General features: G+C 46.7%; 20 protein-coding genes. 11 read left to right on the forward strand and 9 right to left on the reverse strand.

From position 1 onward, the window contains the following. Positions 1 to 79 precede the first annotated feature (79 nt). The 3 genes from QGP82_RS11635 to QGP82_RS11645 all read left to right on the forward strand — a co-directional run bounded on the left by QGP82_RS11635 (position 80) and on the right by QGP82_RS11645 (position 3,067). Complete coding sequence (locus tag QGP82_RS11635; protein WP_499059210.1) at positions 80 to 634, forward strand: PEP-CTERM sorting domain-containing protein; 555 nt, start codon at positions 80 to 82, stop codon at positions 632 to 634. Between the two features lie 194 nt (positions 635 to 828). Continuing rightward, positions 829 to 1,302, forward strand: coding sequence for a hypothetical protein (locus tag QGP82_RS11640; RefSeq protein ID WP_499059212.1), 474 nt, complete (start codon positions 829 to 831; stop codon positions 1,300 to 1,302). Positions 1,303 to 1,648: 346 nt separating this feature from the next. Then, positions 1,649 to 3,067 carry an alkaline phosphatase PhoX gene (locus QGP82_RS11645; protein ID WP_348917866.1) on the forward strand — a complete coding sequence of 473 codons (1,419 nt, stop codon included), beginning with the start codon at positions 1,649 to 1,651 and terminating at the stop codon, positions 3,065 to 3,067. A 147-nt stretch (positions 3,068 to 3,214) separates the two neighbouring features. On the opposite strand, the gene QGP82_RS11650 is transcribed toward QGP82_RS11645, so the two are convergent. Then, positions 3,215 to 4,885, reverse strand: a complete 1,671-nt coding sequence (locus QGP82_RS11650; RefSeq protein ID WP_499059214.1) for a GspE/PulE family protein — start codon at positions 4,883 to 4,885, stop codon at positions 3,215 to 3,217. 415 nt (positions 4,886 to 5,300) lie between these two features. Here QGP82_RS11650 and QGP82_RS11655 point away from each other — a divergent pair, with 415 nt between their 5' ends. Together QGP82_RS11655 and QGP82_RS11660 are read left to right on the forward strand one after the other, a co-directional pair. Continuing rightward, positions 5,301 to 9,362 (forward strand): glycerophosphodiester phosphodiesterase family protein, encoded by a 4,062-nt coding sequence (locus tag QGP82_RS11655; protein WP_499059216.1) that lies wholly within the window; start codon positions 5,301 to 5,303, stop codon positions 9,360 to 9,362. 442 nt (positions 9,363 to 9,804) lie between these two features. Beyond that, positions 9,805 to 10,683: a response regulator transcription factor gene (locus QGP82_RS11660; RefSeq protein WP_499059218.1), complete on the forward strand. Its 879-nt coding sequence runs from the start codon at positions 9,805 to 9,807 to the stop codon at positions 10,681 to 10,683. A 73-nt stretch (positions 10,684 to 10,756) separates the two neighbouring features. On the opposite strand, the gene QGP82_RS11665 is transcribed toward QGP82_RS11660, so the two are convergent. Together QGP82_RS11665 and QGP82_RS11670 are read right to left on the reverse strand one after the other, a co-directional pair. Next, positions 10,757 to 11,398, reverse strand: coding sequence for a YHS domain-containing (seleno)protein (locus QGP82_RS11665; RefSeq protein WP_490793053.1), 642 nt, complete (start codon positions 11,396 to 11,398; stop codon positions 10,757 to 10,759). Between the two features lie 69 nt (positions 11,399 to 11,467). After that, a complete protein-coding gene (locus QGP82_RS11670) occupies positions 11,468 to 12,508 on the reverse strand; it encodes a serine hydrolase domain-containing protein (protein WP_499059220.1) in 1,041 nt (346 codons plus the stop codon). A 242-nt stretch (positions 12,509 to 12,750) separates the two neighbouring features. Between QGP82_RS11670 and QGP82_RS11675 the strand changes: the two genes are divergently transcribed. After that, on the forward strand, positions 12,751 to 15,489 hold the full coding sequence (locus tag QGP82_RS11675; protein WP_499059222.1) for a WD40 repeat domain-containing protein: 2,739 nt from the start codon (positions 12,751 to 12,753) through the stop codon (positions 15,487 to 15,489). Here QGP82_RS11675 and QGP82_RS11680 read toward each other — a convergent pair. After that, positions 15,390 to 15,605 (reverse strand): tetratricopeptide repeat protein, encoded by a 216-nt coding sequence (locus QGP82_RS11680; protein WP_499059225.1) that lies wholly within the window; start codon positions 15,603 to 15,605, stop codon positions 15,390 to 15,392. The genes QGP82_RS11675 and QGP82_RS11680 overlap by 100 nt on opposite strands. A gap of 328 nt (positions 15,606 to 15,933) precedes the next feature. Between QGP82_RS11680 and QGP82_RS11685 the strand changes: the two genes are divergently transcribed. From QGP82_RS11685 to QGP82_RS11700, 4 genes are all read left to right on the forward strand, one after another. Continuing rightward, entirely contained in the window at positions 15,934 to 17,160 is a 1,227-nt protein-coding gene (locus QGP82_RS11685; protein WP_499059228.1) for a CPBP family intramembrane glutamic endopeptidase, read from the forward strand. A 205-nt stretch (positions 17,161 to 17,365) separates the two neighbouring features. Next, positions 17,366 to 18,346 carry a hormogonium polysaccharide biosynthesis glycosyltransferase HpsE gene (gene hpsE, locus QGP82_RS11690; RefSeq protein ID WP_499059229.1) on the forward strand — a complete coding sequence of 327 codons (981 nt, stop codon included), beginning with the start codon at positions 17,366 to 17,368 and terminating at the stop codon, positions 18,344 to 18,346. Positions 18,347 to 18,480: 134 nt separating this feature from the next. After that, the gene (locus QGP82_RS11695) at positions 18,481 to 19,635 is read left to right on the forward strand and encodes an FIST signal transduction protein (protein ID WP_163659332.1); all 1,155 of its coding nucleotides are present in this window, start codon (positions 18,481 to 18,483) and stop codon (positions 19,633 to 19,635) included. Between the two features lie 7 nt (positions 19,636 to 19,642). Continuing rightward, positions 19,643 to 20,713: a sensor histidine kinase gene (locus QGP82_RS11700; protein WP_499059231.1), complete on the forward strand. Its 1,071-nt coding sequence runs from the start codon at positions 19,643 to 19,645 to the stop codon at positions 20,711 to 20,713. A 78-nt stretch (positions 20,714 to 20,791) separates the two neighbouring features. Here QGP82_RS11700 and QGP82_RS11705 read toward each other — a convergent pair whose 3' ends face one another. The 5 genes from QGP82_RS11705 to trxA form a co-directional block, all read right to left on the reverse strand. Beyond that, positions 20,792 to 22,531 carry an ATP-binding protein gene (locus QGP82_RS11705; RefSeq protein ID WP_499059233.1) on the reverse strand — a complete coding sequence of 580 codons (1,740 nt, stop codon included), beginning with the start codon at positions 22,529 to 22,531 and terminating at the stop codon, positions 20,792 to 20,794. A gap of 314 nt (positions 22,532 to 22,845) precedes the next feature. Beyond that, positions 22,846 to 23,469, reverse strand: a complete 624-nt coding sequence (locus QGP82_RS11710) for a Crp/Fnr family transcriptional regulator (protein WP_499059235.1) — start codon at positions 23,467 to 23,469, stop codon at positions 22,846 to 22,848. A gap of 149 nt (positions 23,470 to 23,618) precedes the next feature. After that, positions 23,619 to 24,638 (reverse strand): hypothetical protein, encoded by a 1,020-nt coding sequence (locus tag QGP82_RS11715; protein WP_163699214.1) that lies wholly within the window; start codon positions 24,636 to 24,638, stop codon positions 23,619 to 23,621. A 201-nt stretch (positions 24,639 to 24,839) separates the two neighbouring features. Further along, entirely contained in the window at positions 24,840 to 25,145 is a 306-nt protein-coding gene (locus QGP82_RS11720) for a DUF4342 domain-containing protein (protein WP_163659336.1), read from the reverse strand. A gap of 126 nt (positions 25,146 to 25,271) precedes the next feature. Continuing rightward, entirely contained in the window at positions 25,272 to 25,607 is a 336-nt protein-coding gene (gene trxA, locus QGP82_RS11725) for a thioredoxin (RefSeq protein ID WP_499059238.1), read from the reverse strand. A gap of 168 nt (positions 25,608 to 25,775) precedes the next feature. On the opposite strand from trxA, the gene QGP82_RS11730 reads away from it, so the two are divergent. Further along, on the forward strand, positions 25,776 to 26,102 hold the full coding sequence (locus QGP82_RS11730; protein ID WP_163699212.1) for an ArsR/SmtB family transcription factor: 327 nt from the start codon (positions 25,776 to 25,778) through the stop codon (positions 26,100 to 26,102). Positions 26,103 to 26,184 lie beyond the last annotated feature (82 nt).

The following is a 26,184-nucleotide window of genomic DNA, read 5'->3' on the forward strand; positions in this document are numbered from 1 at the left end:
GAGCCAGAACAGGGCGAGCTTTGGGGGACTTGACGCAGTTTAGTCCATTTATTTACCTGGTTTATTCATAGACAGAATTATGAAACGAATTGTTTTTGCAGCGGCGGCGGCACTGGGCGTCATGGCTTTTGCAGCACCTGCCGATGCGGCTCTCTTCAAGTGGAGTGTTGACTACACTGGTTTTTTTGCTGAAGATGCTTTCATTAGTGGTTTCTTTATTGCTGAAGGAACAGCTGCCACTGATGGTGTTGTCTCCGGTAATGAGTTTGATTCTTGGCAATGGAGCTGGAGTGGTAATAGCGAAGTAGACGCATTTACTATTTCCTCTTCTGACGGTGAGTTTGCCAGTTTGTTTGACAATACTGGCTTCTTTGTAGACGGTACACCTAATGAACTTGGGTTGACTGACGGTCTTGATCAGGGTCTCTACAGCTCTGATGATTTTGGTCTTGATCTAGAGTTTTTGTTTGTAGACAACTTTGGTGCAGGTGCAATTTCCGATGGTGATCTAACTGCACTTGGTACAATTTCAGTCTCTGATCCTGAACCTGTTCCTGAGCCTGCGACTCTACTGGGTCTTTTGGCCGTAGCAGGAGCAGCAGCTGTAGCCAAGCGTCAAAAGCAAGCGGCTTAATTAAACTGTTAAGCCGAAAAAATTGACTTTTTAATACAAAACCCCAGGCAGTTGCCTGGGGTTTTGTGCTTTAAAGATTGTGGTTAATAGTCTTGTCCTAACCCTTTATTAACGTCCTCTTATTGGAATGTTCAAGGCGTTTGCCTAATGTTTGGTGTCTCTTTTAACTAAGTCACAACACCAAAGGATATGCGATGATGCTAAAACTCTTGTCTGGCTTGTGTTTAACTGGTCTACTAGTGTTGTTGGGATGCCGGATTTCAGGAGCAACGACGGTAGCGCAAGTACCGACTAATCAGGCAGCATCCCCATCGCTGACTGTTACCATCTCAGCAGATCAGGTGCGCACCTATGGACGTTTGATCGAGCAGGTGATCGGCACGGCAAATGATACTATTTCTGATGCCTTCGCAACAAATCCTGATGCGGCTCCCATTAAGTTAACTGTCCTTGTCCATCGCAATGGACAGGTGCTGCCCATTTTAGTAGCAGACATTTCTCGTGACCAGTGGCAACAGCAACCTGATATTCAAAACTGGGCTCACTATAGTCCAAGTGTCCGAATGTTGTTGGGATATACCCAACCCAACTCAACGCCCCCTCGTTCTCAGGTGGCGCGTCGTCGACCCATTATTGAAAATGCGGCTTTTATTGATGAGCTTGATTAGTGGGAAGAGGGCGCATGATTAGAGATCGCATCAACTGAAATGTAGCCCCCTACCCAAAGAAGAAAAAACACTAAACTCTCTTTAATCCCACCTTAACTACTTATCCTAAAACGGTTGCTAGAATCTGAACATTCTATTCCATAGGCATGGCAGCTGGTTTATAAAAAGAGTGATTTTAAACTGCTCTTTTTTGATGGATATCTGTAGTGTGGCTGCCGCCTGATATCTCGAAAGCATTCTTATCTTAGTCGTCATAACCATGGCCTCAGTTGCCATCTGTCGATGGGAGTTCCGTGTGAGTTAATGCCTTGATTTTTGTATGTGTTCTTAGAGAGGAGAGAACATAGTGGTTTCCCTATCTCGCCGTAAGTTTTTTGGTTATATGGGGGCTGGTGCTGCTGGCGCACTGGCTATTGCCCCCCTACAGGCCCTTGTCGCTAAAAAAGCCTTTGGGCAAAACCCTACTGCTGACCCATTTGGTCCTCTGGTTCCTAAGCTACCTGCAAATATTGACCCTCGGTTCAGCCCAGTCTACAATCTCCAGTCCGCAGGAGCAATTTTAGAGGTACCTGCTGATTTTGAATACTGCGTTTTCCACGTCAGTGGCATGAAGATGAGTGATGGTAAGCCTTGCCCCAGTGACCATGATGGTATGGCTTGTTTTCAAGGCCCTCGCGGTACACATATTCTAGTGCAAAACCACGAACTCAGCCCTGGTGAAGATGATGGTTCCGGTTTTACTGACGGTACTGGTTTACAGAGAGCCTACGACAGATTTGACGGTGATGGGGGTCCCGGTGTAGGGGCTGGTGGTACGTCCACCATGATCATTACCGATCGTGGTCAAGTTCTACGGGATTATGTTTCTCTAGCAGGTACTATCCGTAACTGTGCCGGTGGTCCGACTCCCTGGGGAAGCTGGATTAGCTGTGAAGAGAACACTAGTGTTCCTGCTGACAACCCTGCCATTACTCAAAAGCACGGCTTTAACTTTGAAGTGCCTGCCCGTGGCGGTTTAGTTAACCCCGTGCCCCTGATTGAAATGGGTCGCTTTAACCACGAAGCTGTCGCTGTCGATCCTGCCACTGGCTATGTCTATGAGACTGAAGACCGTGGCGACAGCTGCATTTATCGCTATATCCCCAACACTCCAGGTAATCTGACAGATGGCGGTGAACTACAGGTACTCACCTTTGAAAGTGGTCTCCAGGACACTCGTACTGGTGTGCTTTCTCTGTTAAATCAGCCCCAACGGGTAAGATGGGTGAGCCTCACCGCTAATGGTGTCAACGTTAATCCCGATACAGATACCCTCCGCTTTGATGCTCAGGGACTGGGCGGTGCCATCTTTGCCCGTGGTGAAGGTGCCTGGGCTGGCAATGACAAGATTTACTGGGTCTGTACCAGCGGTGGTGATGCTGGTCAGGGTCAAGTCTGGTGCTATGACGATGTGACTGAAACCGCTACACTCTTTGTGGAGTCCACTGACGAAGCGGTACTGGATAACCCAGACAACATTACTGTTTCTCCCGCCGATGGCAGTCTCTATCTATTTGAAGATGGCGGCGGCGACATCTTTGTTGTTGGAGTTACTCCCGACGGTGGTCTGTTCAAATTTGCGAAGAACATTACGCCTGGCTTTGAAGGCAGTGAGTTTGCTGGCGGATGTTTCTCTGCTGATGGCACCAAGATGTTCTTTAACATTCAAACACCTGGTATCACTATCATGATGTACAGAACCGACGGTCAACCCATCACTGTATAGATTTGGTGTTTGTGACGGATGAGCGAATGGGTCTTGGGATTAGTCCTGAGGCCCTTTTTTATGAGAGATATTGTTTTTCTTGAGCCGAAATTTGAGAGTACCTTATTGTTTCTTGATCCGCTCCCAACAGGGCACTGTATCCTGGGCCTAAGCCGTTAGTTGTGATAATTGCTTGTGCTGTGAATTGGTTACACGCAGAGCACTGCGGGGTAAGACGCGAAAAACTTCATCAATGCTGGTGACACCGGCAAATACTTTTTCGATGGCGGCCTGACGGAAGGACATAAAGTCAGTTTCCCTTAAGTAACGGTGTAAGTCGATCATGTTGCCACTGTGGATAATTTCCCGAATGGGTTCATCCACTTCAAGCAGTTCCACAATTGCCTCACGACCTAGATAACCTGAACCTAAACAATGGTTGCAGCCACGACCTCGGTGTAAAACAGGGTTGGCTTTAATCTGGGATGGCAGTATCCCTAATCGTTTAAAGTCTGTCTCGGTAGCTGGATAAGACTCTATGCAGTGGGGACAAATACGACGGACTAGCCGCTGGGCCACGACACCCAGCAGTGCATCGCTGATCAAGCTAGGATCGGGACCAATATCCTGAAGCCGGGGAATTGCGCCAACGGCATCGTTAGTATGGAGCGTAGTAAAGACGAGGTGACCCGTTAAAGCCGCTCGCACGGCAGTTTCTGCTGTCTCGTGATCCCGCACTTCGCCTAACATAATAATGTCAGGATCTTGCCGGAGAATGGCCCGTAATCCTGCGGCAAAGGTCATGCCGGCTGCTTCATTTACCTGGGTTTGGGTAATCCGGGGCAGAACATATTCCACCGGGTCTTCCACGGTGACCACATTGACATGCTCTTTAGCAATGGCCTGCAAACTGGTGTATAGGGTACTGGTTTTACCAGAGCCGGTGGGACCGGTGAAGATAATTAGGCCCTGGGGCTGTTCTAACCAGGTTTTGTAGATGGGCAATACTTTGGGAGAAAACCCCAGTTTATCAATGGTGGAGAACGGATTTTTGCGGGGTAAAAGCCGGATAACGGCCTTTTCTCCACAGACACAGGGAAGCGTACTGACTCGCATATCCATGCCCAGGGCATTGCCATCCCCAGACATATATTGTTCACCAATGCGGCCATCATGGGGTCGACGGCTGTCGGCAATGTCCATGCTGGCCATTACCTTGAGGGCAACAATCACCCGGCGACTAATGTCTAAGGGTAGTTTTGTGACGTTACGCAGGACGCCATCAATGCGATAGCGCACCTGTAGACCTTCGGTGGTGGGCTCTAGATGAATGTCGCTGGCCCGGTTGCGTAGAGCACTGGCAATAATGGTTTTAATCCGCTCGATCTGGCCTGCCGCCTTTGACAAAAATAGCTCTGTTGTTTCGCTAATATCTTCTGCGTCCTGGCTACCGGTGAGGGGGTTAACTAAAGGGGCCGCACCGATGCAATTTACGTCAAAGTGGCGGGTGTGGTGCCAGCAGCGATAGCTTTTTTCTGTAATGGATAAAATTTTGACCTGGGTGAGGGTGCGATCGCAAACCTGCTGTTCTACCTCAGGGGTCAGGGCAACAGGACTGCCCAGATAGTAACAATTGCGCCACAGCAATAGGGGCACCACCGGCGGCAGTTGCTGTGCGTCAGGGAACAGCTGAAAAAATCGTTGGCAGACTTCGTCATCCAGCAGGGTTAGATTCAGGGCTCCCTGGTCATCCCGCAACAGCTGTAATGCGCGCTGACAGTCAATTTGACCATTTCTAAGCTGTTGCCACGCCGTCAATAAATCGGAATCAAGCACCATAGAAAACCCATTGCCAGTTAAAGAGGATGGACATAAGCATGGCCCTACACTGTGTTCAAAAGCGCTGACACCCATGCTTAACCCCCGTTTAGATTATTCCTGATGTGGATGAAGAAGAGATTAAAACAGGTTAAGGTTTAGTCGCCGCTGCCAATAATCGCAGCAACTTTACGAAAATTATTGGCCAACATAATTCTTACACCATTTGCACCACATGCCTTGAACGATAATCTGGCACCCGTAGCCAGTTTGTTTAATGGTTCGAAAATGTTTTGTTAACCTTGCTCCTGAATATTACCTCCTGGGGGATTGTTACCACCCGGAACGACGGAGATTGTTCTTCACTTCCTTACTGGGAGTGTTCAAGTTCTCCACATCAATAGTTATCTACTAATCACATAGTTCAGAGGTAAAGATGGTCACCTTAAGAGGGTTTGCTTCCCTATCAGCCGACACTTTCGCTGATGGTCCTCCGTCTGGGACAGACAACGGTCGGATTGATGCGGCCAATCGCATTCAACCCATCTCTGCAAATGGCCGCACCGGTCCCTTTAATGGCCAGCCAGTGCAGGGGTTTAGTGCCGTACAATTCGCGCCTGATACCGACGCTAGAACATTTTGGTTTTTATCTGACAACGGCTTTGGCGGTGAAAGTAACAGTACCGACTATCTGTTGCGCATTTACCAGGCTCGACCAAATTTTCAGGGTCAAGGTGGTGATGGTAGCGTAGATCTGCAAGGGTTTGTTCAACTGAGCGATCCCGATAATTTAATTCCCTTCGATATTCAAAATGAAGAGAGTGCCGAGCGTCTTTTGACCGGTGCTGACTTTGATATTGAGTCATTTGTTATTGATAATAACGGTGATATCTGGGTGGGTGAGGAGTTTGGTCCTTATCTATTGCACTTCAACAGTGAGGGTGAACTCTTAGAAGCACCCATTGCCACTCCCAATCCAGTTGATCTCAACACCCTTAATGGTCAAGATCCTTTAGTCATTGGGCATCGAGGAGCTAGCGGTGACTTTCCAGAGCACACCTTAGCAGCGTATCGGGCTGCGATCGCAGCGGGGGCTGACTTTATTGAACCCGACTTAGTCACCACCTCTGACGGTGTTCTCATTGCCCGCCATGAGCCGCTTTTAGATGACACCACTAACGTGGCCGAGGTGTTTGGACCCGAGCGCATGGCCACAAAACTATTGGACGGTGTTGAGATCACTGGCTACTTTGCCGAAGATTTTACCCTAGAAGAGATTAAACAACTGCGGGCCGTCCAATCCCGTGACTTTCGCGATCCGGCCTTTGATGGATTGTTTGAGATTCCCACCTTTGAGGAAGTGATCGAACTGGTGCAAGCAGTTGAAGCTGAAACCGGTGTTCAAGTTGGTATCTATCCTGAGACCAAGCACCCCACCTTCTTTGACCAGCAGGGACTGTCTCTAGAAGAGCCTTTAATTGAAACCCTACAGCGGACCGGATTTACCGATCCCAACCGCATCTTTATCCAGTCCTTTGAGTTCCAGAACCTGATCGAACTTCAGGACCAGCTAGATGCAGAAGGTCTGGGCAATATTCCCCTGGTGCAGCTATATGGCAACACCTTGCCCGGTGCACCTGTAGATAACGGTTTCTCGGCTCCCTACGACATTCGCTTTAATGTGGAGCAGGGTAACGATCTAGAAACCATTTATGGTGCAGACTTTTTAGCGGCGGTTGAGAATCCCCTATCCAGCACCACCGTATATAGCGATCTGGATAGCGCTGAATTTTTGCAGGTGATCAGCGAGCAATATGCCGAAGGGGCAGGTCCTTGGAAGAACAATATTCTTATCCGGGAAGCTCTGGAGACTCCAGTGGATGGTAATGGTGACGGTGTGGCCGAAATCACAACTCGTCTCACCGGGGAAGTTACCTCCTTCATTGATGATGCCCATGGCGCTGATTTGCAGGTGCATCCCTATACCCTGCGCGATGAAGAACGTTTTCTCACCCTAAATCCTGACGGCACACCCCAAACACCAGAGCAAGAGTTTCAGCAGCTGGTTGACATTGGTGCCGATGGCTTCTTCACTGACTTCCCTCGCACGGGAGATCCTGTCGTAGATCGGTTGACGTCTGACGAGGTGCGCTCTCCCAATAATCCTGATTTTGACTTTAATACCCTGAATGGTCAAACTCCATTAGTGATTGGTCACCGGGGGGCCAGCGGTGATTTTCCTGAGCACACCTTAGAAGCCTATCGTTTAGCCATTTATCAAGGGGCTGATTTTGTTGAGCCTGACCTGGTGATCACCTCTGATGGTGTTCTCATCGCTCGCCACGAGCCTATGCTTGACGACACCACAAACGTGGCCGAGGTGTTTGGTGCTGAACGCATGTCCACCAAGATGTTGGATGGGGAAGAACTCACGGCTTATTTTGCTGAAGACTTCACCCTGGCAGAAATCAAGCAGCTACGGGCGATTCAGTCCCGTCCGTACCGCAATCAGGAATTTAACAACGAGTTTGAAATTCCTACGTTTGAGGAAGTCATCGAACTGGTTCAGGAAGTCAGCGCCGCAGTGGGCCGTGACATTGGTATCTATCCCGAAACCAAGCACCCCACCTTCTTTGATCAACAAGGGCTATCGTTAGAAGAACCCCTGGTGCAAACCCTGGTGGATACTGGATTTACGGATCGCGATCGCATCTTTATCCAGTCCTTCGAAATTCAGAACCTGCTGGAGCTACGGCATGAAATCCTCCCTGAGGCTGGTTTAGACGACCTGCAATTGGTGCAGCTCTTTGGTGATACTGAAGGTGCCTTTATCAATGAAGGCGGTGGCGGTTTCTCCGTGCCCTATGACCTGGTGGCCAATGCCGATCTATCTGAAGCTGAGAAAGGGGCCATCTACGGTGACCTGCTCCCCTTCCTAGATTTTGAAAACCCAGGCTATAACTCCCTGGCCAATGCTGAAGCCATTACTGAAATTAGCAGCTATGCCGACGGAATTGGCCCCTGGAAAAACAACATCCTGCTGCGTGAGCCCCTGGCAACACCCGTAGACGGTAACGGTGACGGTATTGCGGAAATCACCACTCGCCTGACTGGAGAGATCTTTCCTCTAGTTGACTTTGCCCACGATGCAGGGCTGCAAGTTCACCCCTACACCCTGCGGGATGAAGAGCGTTTTCTCACCTTAAATGAGGATGGTACCCCCCAGACATCTGGAGATGAGTTTCGTCAGCTGATTGAACTGGGTGTGGATGGCTTCTTCACCGACTTCCCTGAAACTGGACGGATTATAGTTGAACAGTTTGAAACCGCTGAAGAGTTTGCTAACCTAAGCGGTTCACGGGGTTACGAAGGCATGGGCTTTAGCCCCGACCGGAGTACCCTCTATCCCATGCTAGAAGGCGCAGTCCTTGGCGATCCTGAAGGGTCTCTGCGCATCTATGAATTTGATGTAGCCAGCCGCTCATTTGAGGGCATTATCGGCCTGTATCAGCTGGATGCCCCCAACCATGCCATTGGTGACCTCACCCCCATCAACGAGACTGAATTCTTAGTGATTGAGCGGGATGGTCGTCAGGGTGAAGCTGCCGAATTTAAGCGCATCTACAAAATCGATATCTCTAATGTTGATGAAAATGGCTTTGTAGAAAGAGAGCTGGTTGCTGATCTATTGGACATTGCCGATCCTAATGATCTCAATGGTGATGGTAGCACCACATTCTCCTTCCCCTTTGTCACCATTGAAGATGTCCTGGTGCTTGATGAGAACACCATTCTGGTGGCGAATGACAACAACTATCCATTCTCCATTGGTCGTGATTTCTCGGGTACCGAAATTGACAACAACGAAATCATCACATTGGCACTGGATGAGCCATTAAATCTAGATCCGCGTTTAGGTGTGGCATCGATACCAGAATCAGTCACTGTGGGTGATGATTCTGACAATACCCTGGTTGGCACTGTCAGTGACAACACGATTGCAGGCGGTTTAGGCGCTGACATGATCGCTGGCGGTGACGGTGATGACATCCTGCGGGGTGACCTCAATAGCCGCGATTCCCAGCGCGGTATCGGTGGCGATGACCTGATCTTTGGTGGTGCAGGCAATGATCGAATCGGCGGTAAAGGTGGCAACGACGAGCTATTCGGCGATGCTGGCGATGATCACATTTGGGGTGACGACGGTGATGACCTGCTACAGGGCGGCCTGGGTAACGACACCCTAGTGGGTGACGACTTTGGTCGTGGTCGAGGTGCTGACACATTTGTCCTGGCCGTAGGTCAAGGTACGGATACTATCCTTGACTTCGAAGTGGGCACTGACCTGATCGGTCTGGCCGATGGCTTGTCCTTCTCAGATCTATCCCTTGGTCAGCGTGGCGATGCTGCGGTAATTTCCTTTGGCACTGAGGATCTGGCTCTACTAAATGGCGTAGCTGCTTCAGCTCTAACTGAAACTGCATTTACTGTGGTTTAGGCATAGTTTAGGCATGTAGACGGTCTACAGTTCAAGCAACTCAAACTGTAGACCGCTTTGACGCATATCCTAACCAGGTTCACAAGCTCAGCCCTAAGGGGCGTTGATATTACGCAAACGTTTTTTGCGCAATTTATCCAAGATTGCATACGTCAAACGACTGAAGCGGTTCAACCATTGGCAACTTTGAACTACTTCATTGGTCGTACTTGATATGAGTGTCCTACTACTCACACTGGCATCGGGCATGTTTATTGCTTGCTAGTTATAGCTCCAACTGTACAGGCCATGATTTTTTATGGCCTGTATGCTAATCGCTTCGCTGGCAGACCTGCCACCGGTTTGAGCAGAACTAGAGACAATGAATTTGTCCGTTTGGAACAGATTCACTGGTTCTCGTGGAAACTCAAGTGCATTAGGAAATGGCTCGTGAATCTTTTTTATGACCAAGAAAATCTTATTAATAACGAGCGATGAATCGCTCTGTAATACCCTTCGATCATGGTTTACCCAATGTAACTATGAGATAGTTCTAGCTACACAAGGGGGCGATGAAGGTATTTTATTGGCAGTTACTGAAGCACCAGATATTATTTTAATTGACACAGACCTGCCTGTTATCAGTGGTTGGCAAACAATTAAAATTCTTAAAGCATCAACAGTTACGCAAAAGATCCCCATAGTTGCCTTGACAGTTTGTACAACTGAAGCTGAGCGAACCAAAGTGCAGAAATCTGGCTGTGATGCGTGTGAGTTAAAACCCGTTGATCTACAGAGTATTTTAGCTACAGTAAAAACGCTGTTAGGTCCTGTTCCCATCGCTTCAGAAACAACAAATTCTCTACTCTTTCCCAATCCTTCGCGCTTATCCCAAGGATTGTTGTCAGCATCTCAAAATCAGGTGGTTTACATTGAAGATAGTCCATTAGATAGCCAGGCCATGGCGGCAATTATTCAAGGGGCAGGCTATGGTTATCAAAATATCTCTAAGCCCTTAGAGACCATGCCAAGACTCTTAGAATTCAGGCCTCAGCTGATTTTTTTAGATTTGGTGATGCCCTATACCAATGGTTACGAACTGTGTGCTCAAATTCGCCGGACTGCATCCTTACGGAGAACACCTGTAATCATGGTAACCAGCAACAATGGCCTGATTGACCGAGTACGCGCCAGATTAGTGGGTGCATCTGGATTCTTTAGCAAGCCTGTTAAGAAAGAAAAGATTCTCAAGGTGCTTAACAAATACCTGGCATCAAATGATCAGCATCTTGCTGAACGATCTTATCAAGGTGAATTCTTGAAGTTAGTGGGTCTAGGATAGACGATTGCTGTTGAATCTAGGGTAGCCCTGAGACCGCTCACATTCTCTCACATTCTATGGATAGCCGCCCTTCCTAAGATTCTTCAAGGACTCCAGGCCAGTTGGCATTGGCGTTGCTGATATGGCCGGGAATATCTTGTTCCCACCGTCTTTGTACCCCTCTGCTGTAGTTAAGATAGAGTTTGCCATCCACAATTTTCCAGGCATTAGGATCAATGGACGCAGTATATCCCTGGCTCACGGCCCAGGCACAGTATCCACCATATTGTGGAGCATACTGTGCAGGATTAGCTGCAAATAAGTCTCGATTTTCTGCACTGACAAACTGCCATGTGGCATTGTTCCAGGTATAGGTAAACTCTGAACTACCCGCAACCGGTCCACCTTGGGTAAAGTAAGCAACGGGGTCAGTGCCACGGATGGCCAGTCCACTATTATCTGCAAAATATTGGATATTTTGGGTTTCAGGTGCAATAGTTTCTACGGCTGCAGTTGTATCTGGCCCAGCACAGGGATTTGCTCCAGCACAGGGATTTGCCCCAGCACAGGGATTAGGCGTAGTTGCAACTTCAGTGGCTATGGCCGAACTGTCTTGGATATCGCTAGTTACAGTGGTATCCACGGATTGACTCGATGGATTAGCGGCACATCCTACTGCTAGAACTAAGCTTGCAAGTAGTGTGGCTGTGAATTTACCTGAGGAATTTATGTACATAAATAAAAGTAGTTTTGACTATGGCCATAGCTAATCACAGAAACCTTAATCTGGGCTTAGACAAAACAATTATTCTGAACTATTTTCACTACCACCATACAAATGATTTTCCAACGAAGCTATAGCTTTGGTAGCATCCTCGTCAGTACCAGCTGTAAAAATTAAATCACCCTGCTCTACGTAATCTATCCATTGGGCCGAAAACACTTCATTACCACCATCGTGCCAATAGACTTGCCCAATGCCGTCTAATTCTTCAACCACAAGCCCATAGCCATAAAAGCTCTCATCGTCTTCAAATTCCCGAATATGCGGCGTTTGCACAATAGTAAGCATATCTGGAGATATGACTTGACCAGCAACAACCGTTTGACGAAATTGAATCATATCTTCCACCGTTGAGACTAAGCCACCATTACCAATGAGATTCCAATAAGGTTTGTCGTTTCCCCAACTAGCCTGGCGAATTGTCTCGTCTTGCCTGGTTTTTAGTGAACGGCTATTGTCATAAACAGACTCGTACCCAGTATTTTCTAGCCCTAGTCCTGCAATCACATCTTCGCGCAAATAGGCTTCATAAGATTTACCAGAGCGTGCTTCGATGATCGCGGCGACAATGCCAAATCCGGTGTTGGAATATTGATATGTTTCTCCTGGAAGGAATTCAAGCGACGATTCAAATGCTCGAATGAGAAATTCATCTTTACTCAGCTGTTCTGGATCTGGACCAATAGATTCGCTAAATCCAGCGGAGTGTGTCAATAACTGATGTACTGTGATGTTCGATTTATCGGCTGGTACGTTGTCAAAAATATCACCAAGGGTTTCATCAAAACTGACCTTGCCTTGTTGCACAAGTTTTGCTGCCATCACTCCAGTCACAGTTTTTGTGATGGAATTGATGTCAATCAAGGTTTGTTCGGGTGGTATTGTGTCAATGGCTGGAGCCCCAAACTCTTTGAATTGAATAGGCTCGCTATGGTGAGAGACGGCGATAATAACATTTAGATTTTGTGCTTCAATTTCTGCTAGGGCAGTATCTAATCGCTGATCAAACGGAGCACTTATCGGCAGTGGTTGTGCTTTTGGCTGGCATCCAGTACCGAACATAATGATGACTACTCCAGCTAACCATAGGGACAACTTTGATCGACACATATAATTGCTTCAGTAGTCTGACTAACTAAAAAACCTTGGTGCCATAATAACTGTACAAAGCCCTATTTCAGAACGACAGCGCTTTGGGACGCAATTTGATTGAGGGCTCAAACCTTAAGGAATCATCCATAAAGGGATTGTATCTAGCTGTAGTGGCCTCTTATCAGCCATAAGCACCCTCAAGTTCTTGAAGCATGCTTTCCTTAATATCGTCATCCAAGTTTTCACCAGACGTTATCCACGACGACTTTATCAATATCGATATCACGCCAGAAGATAGAAATAATTTACCGCACCAGTTTTTGGATGTCATCAAACAGCTTAACCAAAACTACCTGCACTGGAAGCACCTTCGGGATACTAAGCAAGCTACCCACGCCACCTTTTATCTATACACCAAGGATGGCATCAAACAAGCGGTTGAAAAAGCAGCTGAGTCGGATAACCCCATAGAACAGAATGTTCTACTAATCTTAGAAACGAATCTTGCCTTGGCAACGATCAATTCATTATTAATCACCTGTGAAGAATATCTCAAGGCAGAGCAATTGCAAAATTGCAAAGACAGCATTGATACCGCCCTTTCTACGCTATATGAGTTTATCAAAACACGAGAAAAACTGAGTCAGTCACGAGATATTGCTATAGAAAGCATTCGACAAGATATTACTAATGATAACGAAAGCACCCAATATGCTTCCTACGGAGCGAGGAAGATTTCAGGTCTACAACATGACGCTAGAATTGATGACCCCAAGCTCTACGTTGTTAGACAACAGCTCACATCCCTACAAGAAACCTTTACCCTGATCTACCCAGAAGATATTGGCCAGACTTCTTCCAACTTGGCAGGGAAGCAGCGACTAAATTCTCTGCTCTCCAATATCTTTATTGAATTGGTTAAGCCCAATGCAAAAATCACCACCAATAAAGCGAGTGCTAGTGATAATTTCTCAACTATTACAAATAGGTCTGATGTCCCAGTGGGTTTCTTTTCTCCCAACGGGGTTTACTACTTGAGGCAAGTGCCTGGTGAAGAAAGCATATCAGCGACCACTGCTAAGATCATTGAGGTGGAAACAGGTGAAGAGCTGAGAACAATCACCTATAAAGGTTGGCTTACAGCCATGTCGTTTTCAACGGATGGTGCGTATCTGGCCATTGTATTAGACCATCTTTTTAAGGTCATAGACGTATCGACGGGTAAAGAATTTGCTGCCGTGCAGCACCAAGGTATCGTACAGAAAACCTGCTTCTCTCCAGATGGCACTCACTTAGCCGCAGTTTCTATTGACAAAGCCATCAAAATTGTTGAGGTAGCTACAGGCAAGACGATTCGTACCCTGGCCCATAGCAAAAATGAAGCAGACATATCAAAGTCCATATGCTTTTCGCCCAGGGGGACATATCTGGCCGTTCCCAGTGATAAAACAATAAAGATATTGGCTGTTGCCACTGGCCATGAGGTTACAGCATTTTCCCATACAAGTTCAGCCGATGTCCTTTGCTTTTCGCCAGACGAGGCTTACATTGCCACAACCACTGGCTCAAACACCGAAATTACAAAGATATCCACCGGTGAGAAAATCACCTCTATCTCTCATCAGGGTAAACTGCGGGGTATATCATCATCTCCCTTTGGTACCTATCTAGCCATTGGCTCATGGAATAATACAATTAAACTCATCAAAGTAGTCACTAAAACAGGCGGCAGAAACGTTTATACCATTAAGCACGAAGAGGACGTTAATGCCGTCGCGTTCTCTGCCGATGGAGGATACCTGGCCACAGCATCGTCAGATCAAACCGCTAACATAATCAAAGTTGCTACCGGTAGACGCGTTACCACCATTGCCCATGATGCCCACGCCATTGCCCTATCCTTTGCGGCCAATCGCTCGTACCTTGCTACAGCCTCTTTAGATGGCACAGTGAAGTTACTGGATTTACCCAAGCTTGTTGAAGATGCAAGTGAAGATGAAAGTACTGCAGCTAATCCCCAAGTCGAAGAGTCTTCCCTTGTTCAAATGAACAAAGCTGAGGTCTTTTTTAAGGCTTGGCGGATAGAACAGGCAAATGTCAGCAGTTTCTATGAGTTTATGTTGGCCAAAGCTGAACAGGGTGGTTTATCGGCTAAATACAATGCACCTATTTTAGAGACTAATCTTTTACTGGAAGCTTTATTTTTCTTGGTAGCCAGTGCTGAGAAGAACTACCAAACCATTAGTCCCTATCTGGCTGATTTGGAAAATGGTGAACTGTATCTGCCTGCGTTGCAGGATCTCAGGGATAATGTTTCAGCAGCATTGTCGTCTCTCTATGAGTTTATCCATAGCCGTATGCGGTTAGATGATGATAGCTATCCCCAGGCGCTGGAACGATTTCAACGAGATATTGAGGTAGATATTTATACGAGTCAGCTGATTCTGACTATTTACGAGAAAATTCTGGCATTTCTGCGGTATAACGGCATAAAGCAGAGCAGTGAGTTCCACACGGTAAAGGGGATGCTGGATAAGATCTTTGACATCATTGATGCATTGTTGCCGGATGAGGTGAGGCGTCAGCGCAATGGTTCGCAAAATGGGATGGCCAATAATATTTCTATTGCAGAAGCACTGCAGGTGATTGAGGCATTTGATTTGACGGAAGCCGAGTTGGTGCCGTTGTTGTCGAAATTAAAGCACAGCGGTGTGATGAATGCGGCAATTGCGCTAGCGGCGATGTCTAAAGTGACATCAGCGACGGTGGTGGAGCTGTGTCGGGGGTTGCCAAATGAGGCGATTAATATACGGGTGGCATTGTTGGCGCTAAAGAAACGGCGGAAGACCCATTATATTGGGACGGTGATGCCCTGGGTGGAGATTACGCAAAGGGATGTTTTGTTGAGGAAGTTGGAGACAGCTCCTGTTAAGACGTGGTGGCGACGGTGATAGAGCGTTGTTTGCGGATGGGAGAGATGATCTTCTCCAAGAGTTTCCTTGGCCATGCTCAGCGCTTGATCCAGATACTCCTGAGCTTGGGGCAGATCATTTTGCGCGTAAGCCAATGTCCCCAGATTCTTAACTAGGTATTACCTTGATCTTGGTAAATAAGCCCTAGCAAATTTAAGCTGGCAGCCACATCGGGATGAGCGTCCCCATAGGCATTCACCTTCACGAGGATACCCCATCACACTACAGTCGCCTCCATGGCCAATAAATTAAGATGATACATCTAACAACTTACCTGGTTTAGAGATTTACGCTGATGGCTTAAGCGTAACTGCTAGGTCTTTTAGTGTAGCTATTCACCGTCTATATCTGTAGCAGAAGGTCGTGTGACGACCTATCGCGCAGGTCGATTATCTGACGTTAATTACATCGAAGGTGTAGCTAATGAAAACTCAGCCAAACTATATCAGACAGATTCTTATGGGTCTGGCGATCATGTTCGGGCCAATTATCATTTTTGGATTGCTACCATCCCCTAGGGAAGAGGGGGTGGGTACATATTTTATTGTTTATACACTCCTGGCTGTTGCAGCTCTGATATCTCTGATTGCCGGGCATATTCCCTTTATCAAAGGCTGTGGAAACTATGCCCAATCCCGAGGCTATGGCAAACGATGGGGATGGCTAGGCCTGTTTAGTTGGATTGGGTTGTCGGTGCTGATGATCATTCCCAACCGCTGCAAGCCTTCTCCTGACATGCAAACAGCTACACCGGAAACGGCATTTGATCGAGTCAGCCTTTTAGAAATCGGTCTAAAGTATGTGGCCTTGGCCACACTCTATGCCATTTTTATGGTTTTGGCCTATGTCAAACTGACCGGACAGAATTTTGATGAATATCAGATCACAGCCCTGTTTGCAAATGTAATAGGTCTGGTGATATCGACTCATTTTATTGTTCTTCTGTTTAGATTACTGCGAGCCGCCAAATTTGATCTGTCTGCATTGGGTCTTAAGGGGGGCATTAGTGCCCGCGAGGGTCTCTTAACTTGTTTAGTAGCGACAACTTTGTTTTTATTTTCCCTGAGCTTTGACAGGATCACGCTGTATGGTTTGTCCTATGTCTGGCCAGGCTATGTTGAAGACTACTTTGAAGGTGTACAACGTTTCACCAATATCTTGGAGCTAATTCTGTTTGCTGTTAGTGCCATTATCCTGGCACCGTTGCTAGAAGAGATCTTGTTTCGCGGCATTTTTCTCCAGAAGTGGGGACTTAAGTGGGGGCTACGGTGGGGAATAGTCGTATCGTCGTTACTGTTTGCGGTTATTCATGTTCGGTTTGATCTGATTTCGTTATTTATTGATGGAGTTTTTCTGGCGTTCCTGTATTTAAGAACCTCTAGTTTGGTGGCTCCCATGCTTTGTCACGGGTTGTTTAATGCGGCAGTGGTGGTCTGGAATGCGGTTGATTTTTTTGGTAAACCTGTGGCTGAAAGAGGGATAACGCTATCAATCAGTGATTATCAGGCTCTGGTATCTCCCGTATTAAACCAATACATTGTCCTGGCTATTGTGTCTTTCTTTTTGTTGGTGTATCTGTTTTTCCAGCTACGCCCCCGGTCTATAGCCCCCATGCCCTATCTCAAGAATTGTGGTTTGGCTCAGGGGTAAGTCCTAACTTTATGCAGGTTACGCTCTAATGAATCCCTTTGCGTGATGACCGAATGACTACCTTTTCTTGGTCTAGGCTTAACCTTGGGAGCCTACTATTTAAGGGCCGAATGCAGGGTCACCCAAAATAGGTTTTGGGCGTTGTCCCGGATGTATTTGAGGCATTTTTTCATAAAAATTAAAGGCTTGTGTATTCCCTCGGATTGTGACTGACTTTTCTGTTGTTATCTGCACCTATAACGGTGAGCGTCGTCTGCCTATATTATTAGAGCGATTGCGATCGCAACTCACCCCCAAGTCCCTAACCTGGGAAATCCTCATCGTTGACAACAACAGTCACGACCAGACGGCTCAATGTATTCGCGACTATCAGCACCAGTGGCCTAAGCATATTCCCCTGCGATACCTGTTTGAGCCTCGTCAGGGCCTTGCCTATGCCCGCCGTTGCGCCATGGGCTCTGTCAGCAGTGACCTTGTCGGTTTTTTAGATGACGACACCTTACCCGCCGAGGATTGGGTTGCTCAGGCCTATCAATTTGGTCAACTCCATCCCCAGGCAGGAGCCTATGGCAGTGCCATTGATGGACAATACGAAAGCAAACCCCCAGAAGGTTTTGAGCGTATTGCCAGCTGTCTGGCCGTCATTCAGCGGGGAGATACGCCCTTTCAATACCACACCAAGCAAGGGGTTTTACCCGCCGGGGCGGGTATGGTGGTTCGACGCCGAGCCTGGTTCACCTGTGTCCCCACAGAGCCAGCCCTCAGTGGCGTATGTGGCACGAGCCTAAAAACCAAGGGGGAAGATATTGAAACCCTAAGCCATATACGCCAGGGAGGTTGGCCCATTTGGCATAATCCCCAGATGCGCCTGCTCCACTCAATTCCGGCCAATCGTCTGCGCCCAGCCTATTTGCTAGACCTGTTTCAATCCATTGGTGTCAGTCGGTATCCCCTACGTTGTGTGCGCTATCGTCGGTGGCAGCGTCCTTTGATGCTCCTCGCACATGGCCTCAATGACCTGCGCAAACTGATCATCCATATCCTTAAAACCAAACAGTTCCACCCAACCGATATTGTCACGGCCTGTGAACGAACATTACTGGTTCACAGTTTTATGAGTCCCATCCATGGATTATCGGTAGGCCAGACATTTAGAAGCATAGATACGCCCATATTCCGAGGCTAAAACGATAATTTGAACACATCGCAATTCTACTGATTTGAAATATATCCATCGTATGTACAAGATTAAGTGGATATTTAATTAGTTGGGTATGCTGACTAATGGAAGAGTAGATATCAACGTTTTGCGTAGAAGCTATGCTAAAAGCAGTAGTTGGTCATAGCAATGACCCAGATACGACGTTTGCGATCGCAGAAGTCTTAGAGCAATGTCTGACTGCCTTAGCAGGGATTAAGCCCCAGGCAGGCATTTTGTTAGCCGCCCTTGATTTTGAGCATACTGAAATCCTTCAACGTATTAACCAAACATTTCCAGGCATTCAACTCATTGGCGGCACAACTGACGGTGAAATTTCATCTATCCTAGAATTTCAGCAAGACTCTCTAGTCTTAATGTTGTTGTACTCCGACCAAGTGGGCTTTCATGCCGCTGTTGGTCGCCATGTTTCCTCAAACCCTGTTGCAATTGCTCAGCAAACCGTTCAATTAGCCCAAGCACAGTCCCAACGCCCAACAGCTTTATGTATCACCACACCTGAAAGTTTAACGACCAGTGGACTGTTAATTCTGGATGGCTTGCAACAAGCCTTAGGAGAAACAACTCCCATTATCGGGGGGACCACCTGTGACCAATGGAAATTTCGACAAACCTACCAATTTTTTGGGCAAGAAGTTTTAAGTGATGCTCTGCCCATTTTGCTATTGTCAGGGCCTGTACTCTGGGGCCATGGGGTGTCCACGGGTTGGACCCCGATAGGAAAAAAAGGAAAAGTAACTAAAGTCGATGGTAATGTTCTTCATGAAGTTAATGGACAGCCCATTTTAGAGTTTTATCGAGATTATTTAGGCGATATTCGTCCATCTCCTGCCTACCGGTTAGCTGTGTTTGAACCAAATCAAAACAGTTGGTATATGCGAGCGTCTAACGGCTCCTATGATTCAGAGTCTGGCAGTATCACCTTCTTTGCCGATATCCCACCCCAGTCAGAGGTACAAGTGGTTCGTTCCAGTCGGGATGAAATGGTGGCCTCGGCAAATTCATCCATGCGACAAGCCCTTAAGCATTATCCTGGAACTCATCCCACCGTAGCCTTATTATTCTCCTGCACAGGGCGTATGCGGGTTTTAGGAACCAGAACTAAAGAAGAATATCACGTCTTACGACAGGCAATTCCACCTAACATGACGTGCGCTGGATTTTATACCTATGGAGAAATCGCTCCGTCCCGCACCCATGGCGCAGCCCAATTTCACAATGAAACCTTTGTAACGTTGCTGTTAGGCATGGAGTAGCTTCTTCATGGATAATATGGCCCCTGATCAGCTACAACAACGCATTGAGAAGTTAGAAAAACACAATCGGCTGTTACAGAAAAAATTGGCTCGTTCGGAAGCCAATCGGGCAGAATTAGAAAATTCTTACGAGATCCAATCAGAGTTAGTTCGTCAAATTATTCAAGGATTAGAAAAATCCAGAAGTGAGGCAGAGATTCGTAGTCAGGAGTTACAAGCAGCTTTCACCAATTTGCAACTGATGCAAACAAAATTGATACAATCTGAAAAGATGTCTGCCCTGGGGATGTTGGTGGCAGGCATTGCCCATGAAATTAATAATCCCATCAGTTTTATCTATTGTAATATTGACCATGCCTATGCCTATGTGCAAGATTTAATAGATTTGCTCAATCTCTATCAGAAAATCTATCCTGAACCACACAGCAAAATTACGGCCCTCAGCGAAGAGTTAGAGGTGGACTTTATTGTTGAAGACCTGTTCAGGCTCTTGAATTCTATGCAAATAGGTAGTGAACGCATTAGCAAGATTGTGTCAGGATTGAGAACATTCTCACGACTTGATGAAGCTGATTATAAGGAAGCAGATTTGCATGACGGTTTGGACAGTACCTTGATGCTTCTACAGCACCGATTCAAAGGGTATGGCCACCGTCCTAACATCACCATCATTAAGAATTATAGTCAGTTACCTCAAATCTCCTGTTTTTCAGGGCAACTCAATCAGGTTTTTATGAACATCTTAGTCAATGCAGTCGATGCTATTGAAGATCGCTACACACAACAATCACAATATCCAGGTAAGCTTGAAGCTGGTCAAATTACCATTTGTACATCTACGATTAATTCACAATGGATAAACATATCCATTGCTGATAATGGCTTAGGAATGCCTGAAGAGATTTACAAAAAGATATTTAATCCATTCTTCACGACAAAACCTACTGGCGAGGGAACAGGCATGGGGTTATCGATCAGCTATCAGATTATTGTTGAAAACCACGGCGGTAATTTAGAGTGTCGATCTAATGTAGGATCAGGCACTGAGTTTATCGTCAGCATTCCTATCAAGCAATGACTTGGTGAGGCAATCATCCATATCGCCCCAAGGGCTCGATATCTATAGCCTGGCACCCATAGTTCATAACATCAGTGATTAACGTTTAAGAACCGGTAACATCACCGTAACCGTAGTACCGGACTTGGCATCTGAAGTTATGGAAAATTGACCTTTATGGGCATTCACGATTCGTTTAACAATGGCTAGACCCAAGCCATTACCATTGGGTTTTGTGGTAAAAAACGGTGTTGTAATCTTCTCCAAAATAGATGGAGGAATGGGATTACCTCCATTATGAATCTGCACTGTCAGGTGATTAGCTTTGGATGGATACGTAATCTCCCAAGTCACGATCTCGCCGGCAGCTGTCGCCTCACAGGCATTGGTCAGTAAGTTAATAAAGACCTGTTTGAGTTTGTCAGAATCTGCCGAAACGATGGCTGAAATTGGATTTGCATGGAATTCGATCACCTGATCTGCCACGGAGGGATGAGACTGTAGAGATTTTAGAAGATCCGCACTCCATGTGTTTAGTTCTAAGGGCTTACAATTCAGCGCTTGCGGTTTAGAGAACAGCAAAATTTCATTGAGCAATCGCTTTAAGCGATCGGCTTCTTCTAGGGCGATATCTAACCGGGCTTTAAATCGACCGTCCAGGTCTAGCTTCTGAAAGCTGGTTAGCCCCATCAGCACCGTTGTCAGAGGATTACGAATTTCATGAACAATCATGGAAGATAGTTCGCCAACTTCAGCTAAATGGGAGAGTGCTTTTTTAGCATGGGCTTCGGCCTGCTGGCGTTGGGCATCAAGTCGTCTTCTCTCGCTAATATCTCTAACCATGGCGAGAATACATTGCCGTCCCTCAAACTCAATGGGTGCAGCAGAAATCTCCGCTGGCAGCTTATGTTTCGACTTTGTTAAACAGGTCAGTTCATCGGTCCAGCCCCGACCGTTGTGAAAAACATTCCGGGTAAATTCCAATAATTTAGGCATTTCGTCTGGATGAACCTGAGAGATTTTAATGGCGTTTAGCAGCTCCTGGTGTGAATAGTTGAGTAGCTCGGTCGCCCTTGGGTTGGCCTCTAAAATTTGATCCTGGGCTGGGTCAATCACAAAGATAGCGTCGTTGGACCCGTCAAAAATTTTGCGAAAACGCTGCTCTAAGGATGAATGAGCAATACTTTCTACCTGTAGTCGAGCTGAGACCCGCTGTAGCTCAGTTCTATAGTGATCTAATTTTTGGGTCAGCTGCTGGTTAACGGTCATCAGCTTTTCCTGGAGCAACTGTAGAGGGTGCCTAGGGCTGACTGTCTCCAGGGTATGGTTGCTGACAGAATGACAGCAGCGTTCTAGCTCAATGGCCATGGCGGCCTGATGGGCCATTAACGTCAAAATCTGTTGATCTTCAGTTTGAAAGGGTTCGATGGCAGGTCTTAGGGCCAGCAAGATACCGCAGCAGCAACCTTTAGGGGTAACTACGGGCACACCGCAATAGGCCACATTCAGATTGGCCTGTAATATATAGACCCCCGTAGCTGAATTTCTCTGAGTTAAAATATCTTCAGCTAAGCGACTCCAATAGGCATAATTTTCAGGTTTACCTGGCTGCAGTTCTGAACTGACAATGAAGTCATACTTACCGGACCCTAAGTATTGACCGAGCATCACGCGACTGGCCCCCAAGCCATGACGCAATCCAGAAACTAGTTCTTCTAGATACGCTTCTAAATGGCCAGCCCTATAGCGCAGTGACGTTAAGGCTGAAAGCCATCGAGACTGGATTTGATGATTGGGAATACAGGCAACCTGGAGCTGAGATTCATTCATCGCGCTCATGAAATCACTTAGATGAGATTTCCCAGAATTTTAGATGAGTAAACCCTGAGAATCTATGATTCAAATCAAGTTTGTTAAGAAAATTGAAATCCCAGGCTGAAATTAAAAAATATTCTTAAGACTTACGGTAAGTAGGTTGGTGCAATCTTGCATCAGGCATTAACAAGTTATTTGACTGCTTAGAGTCTGCCCTCAAAGCCTTCAAAAGTGGAAAAAGGGGGCTGCAATATCTGATAGCTAAAGCGATTGCATCCCCCCATCCCCCATCCACCTGTAATAGTGGGCAAACCTACGCCACAGCGTACTAGCTACACCTATCCCTCCAGAAATATAATTTTTCTCTGATTACGTTGAATAATGCCATCGTCTTGCAATTTTCGTAACGAGCGTGAAACCACCTCTGGTGTCAGGCAAATTTGCTCGGCAATGGCTTTGATCGGGCAATTGAGAACACAGATGTTTTGCCCCGGTGTTTTTAAATTGTAGAGATAGGCTAGTACACGGTCACTAGCGGAACGGATACATCGCAATGTCATGAGGTTTTTGGCGATGTGGAGCTGTTCTGTTAATTCACTAATAAAAATAAGGGAAATCTCAGGATCTTGATGTAATAGGGTGAGAAATGCCTGTTTGGGGATAGCAACAATGAGAGAGAGCTCAGTTGCGATCGCAGAATTAGCATAAACGCCATGAAACAAGGCGCTTTCGCCAAACCAGCTGCCATTGTCGATGGCGTATTGGTGACTCATCTGGCCATTTTCCAGATAGCGCACCAGCTGTACTTTTCCAGTTTTGACGCCAAAAATCTTCCCTGCTGGTTCTTCACCATGAAAGATAATCTCGCCGGTTTTAACTGTTGAGAGACTGGGAAGAGCCTCAATGAGGCCTTTCTCAAACAAACGCTTGAGGGCTTCAAGATAACGATCCAATGATTCCATTGAAAACCACTTAGATTACGATGCTGTCCAAAGTAAGCAACTAATCTAAGAGCTTCCCCAATAGCTGTCTAAAACCAGCCTCAATTATGCTGAGGGTTGACTTAAAATTTGCCTCTCAGTGATTCAGGTGGAACTTAAGACGATATCAGCTAATCTGCAAATCCCTTTCTATCTTCCACCATAGCAAACGGAATCAAACTTAGGGGCCAGATAAAGTATTGCAAGAACAACACGGAATTAAAGTATAGGAAGGCCATCATGGTGATTGTAGACGCTGCAAAGATGCCAACCCGCTCTGTCAAGAAACTTAGATAGGCTAGCCCCATTAGAAATAGCATCAGTGCTTTGGCCTTGAGGCCCACCAGCCACGGATAATTTTGAAATAGAATCACATCGATAGATGGGGCACCGCTAATATGGCTATCCCCTAGGCGTGTTGCTGAAAACAAAACAGACTTAAAGAAGCCATCGGCATCCCAAATAATAAAGGGCAGGGACGTTATCAACGGCACACTGAGAATAATCAAAAAGCCAATAATCAGGTTTTTAGCGTACTTATCGCGTTTTTTCCATAGATATATTAGATATAGCGGCAGTAAAAATATCGCGATCTGTTTGATACCCAAGGAGATGCTAAACATCAGCAGAGCGAGTCGTGGTTTCTCCTTTAAAAGAACCAGGGAGAATACTAAAAAGAAAATGGCTGCAAATTCTAGATGATGGACACGAATAATATAAATACTCCAGCGGCCTAGCAAGAGAACAAGCGAGGCCGCTATCCCCAGTAGCCACAACCGACGCTTTTGAAAGTATCGTAGCGTTAGACCCACAATACCCATGTGGAATATAAAGGCTGTGGGTCGCCAAAAGTATAGCCAGTCGCGATAGTCTAGAAAACCAAGTTTTTGCACTAGCGCAGATACAAGATAGGCAATGGGAAAATAAGTGGCATATTTATCATTTTCCCTGAGGTTGCCTGCCAGAACTCTGGCATAGGGGTTTTCTCCAGCCAGAATTCGCTTGCCTTCTAGCCAGATATAGTACATATCATGGCCCTGAAGCTCTTCAGCCGGTGTGTGCCAAAAACTGTAGTGTATGAAAAATCCTGCAGACGCCAGCAGCAGGAAAATAAGCCAATATCGTTTATCCCATTTGTCTAACCCTGACATGGTAAATGCTTGAAACAACAAATTAGTGACTAGAAATAAGGCTTCAGTATGCCACTAAAATCTGCCTATGATATGACCACAGGTTACAAAAAACCACCCAATCCTTTACGCTGACAGGCTGGGTGGAAACAAGGGTAGGGGTAAGACTTTTTGCCTCTACTGTGTCTCTAGAAAGGTGAGTGTGACAAAAGAGACAATGGCCTAGGCACGGCGTTCGACCACTAGGGTAAAACGGGCAACCAGCATGCCAACGGATGCGATCGCAACCAGCGGTGCAAAAAAGGCCAGACCCACGGCTCCCCCCACTAGGCCCGCTGTCAGGGGAATTTCTAACAAGGTGCGGCCTTCAGCATTTTTAATCAAAATCCGTCGCACATTACTCTCATTAATGAGCTCTTGTACTTTGTTAACCAGGTTGTCGCTATTTACCACAAATTCTTCTGTAGTCGTTTCTGGATCAGATTCCGGTGGTGTTGAGTTGGGAGAAGAGGGATCAGAGTAGCTCATGGGTTGACTAACCTAACTTTAAAAAACGAATGTCTAAAGACAAACCTGTCCCTTTGATACTGGCTAGAGCAAGAGACAGGCTGTAATTCTAAGCTTTCTTTTGAGTTTTACGCTGTTATGCGTAACCTAATCCAAATATTTCTCAAGGGTGCTTGACAAGGTGCTAGCGGGTACAGCACCAACGACCGTATCGGCAACCTTACCATCCTTGAAAATTAGCAGTGTGGGAATGCTGCGCACACCGTAGTCACTGGCACTTTTAGGATTATCGTCTACATTGAGCTTGAGGACTTTGACTCGGCCTTCAAACTTAGTAGCCACCTCATCTACGACAGGTGCCACCATGCGACAAGGGCCACACCAGGGTGCCCAAAAATCGACTAGTACAGGGGTATCGCTGCCCAGTACATCACTCTGAAAATCGGCATCTGAAACTTCATTGACCAATGCATTTGTAGCCATCTTTTTGACCTCCTGAAAAACCAACGCGCCAGTAATACAGTAGCCCTATCGAGGCCCTTCTGCATTTACTGAGTGCATCAATTATAGTTCCATAAAGTTGAACTAACAAAGGACGGTCATCCGCCCACTCCCATTTTTACTGACATAGCCCCGTGTCATAATGCAAGTATGCGTCCAATTTCCCATCCAGATACAAACCAAATAACCCTGGCAGAGGTGCTGTACGCCCTGGGTGATCCAGTCAGGCTGAAAATTGTCAAAACCATCGCCCAAAAAGGCGAGCAAGCTTGTCGCAGCTGCGGTGGTGATGAGATTGCCAAATCCACCCTGTCGCACCACTTTAAAATTCTGCGCGAAGCTGGCATTGTCCATACCGAGAAGGTGGGCACCCAGCATTTGAATTCATTACGCGTAGATGAGCTGGAAGCCAAATTTCCAGGTGTGCTGGCCTCGGTGCTGGCGGCAGCAGATGATGGGGACGTGTGTGAGGAGTAGGGATTCGGCTTCGCTCACCCCACGGGTATCGTTTTGAGTTAAGCAGAATCGGCTTCGCTCACCCCACGGGTATCGTTAGCTG

The sequence above is a fragment of the Leptothoe sp. LEGE 181152 genome (assembly GCF_032906605.1).
Classification (GTDB): Bacteria; Cyanobacteriota; Cyanobacteriia; order Phormidesmidales; family Phormidesmidaceae; genus Leptothoe; species Leptothoe turfae.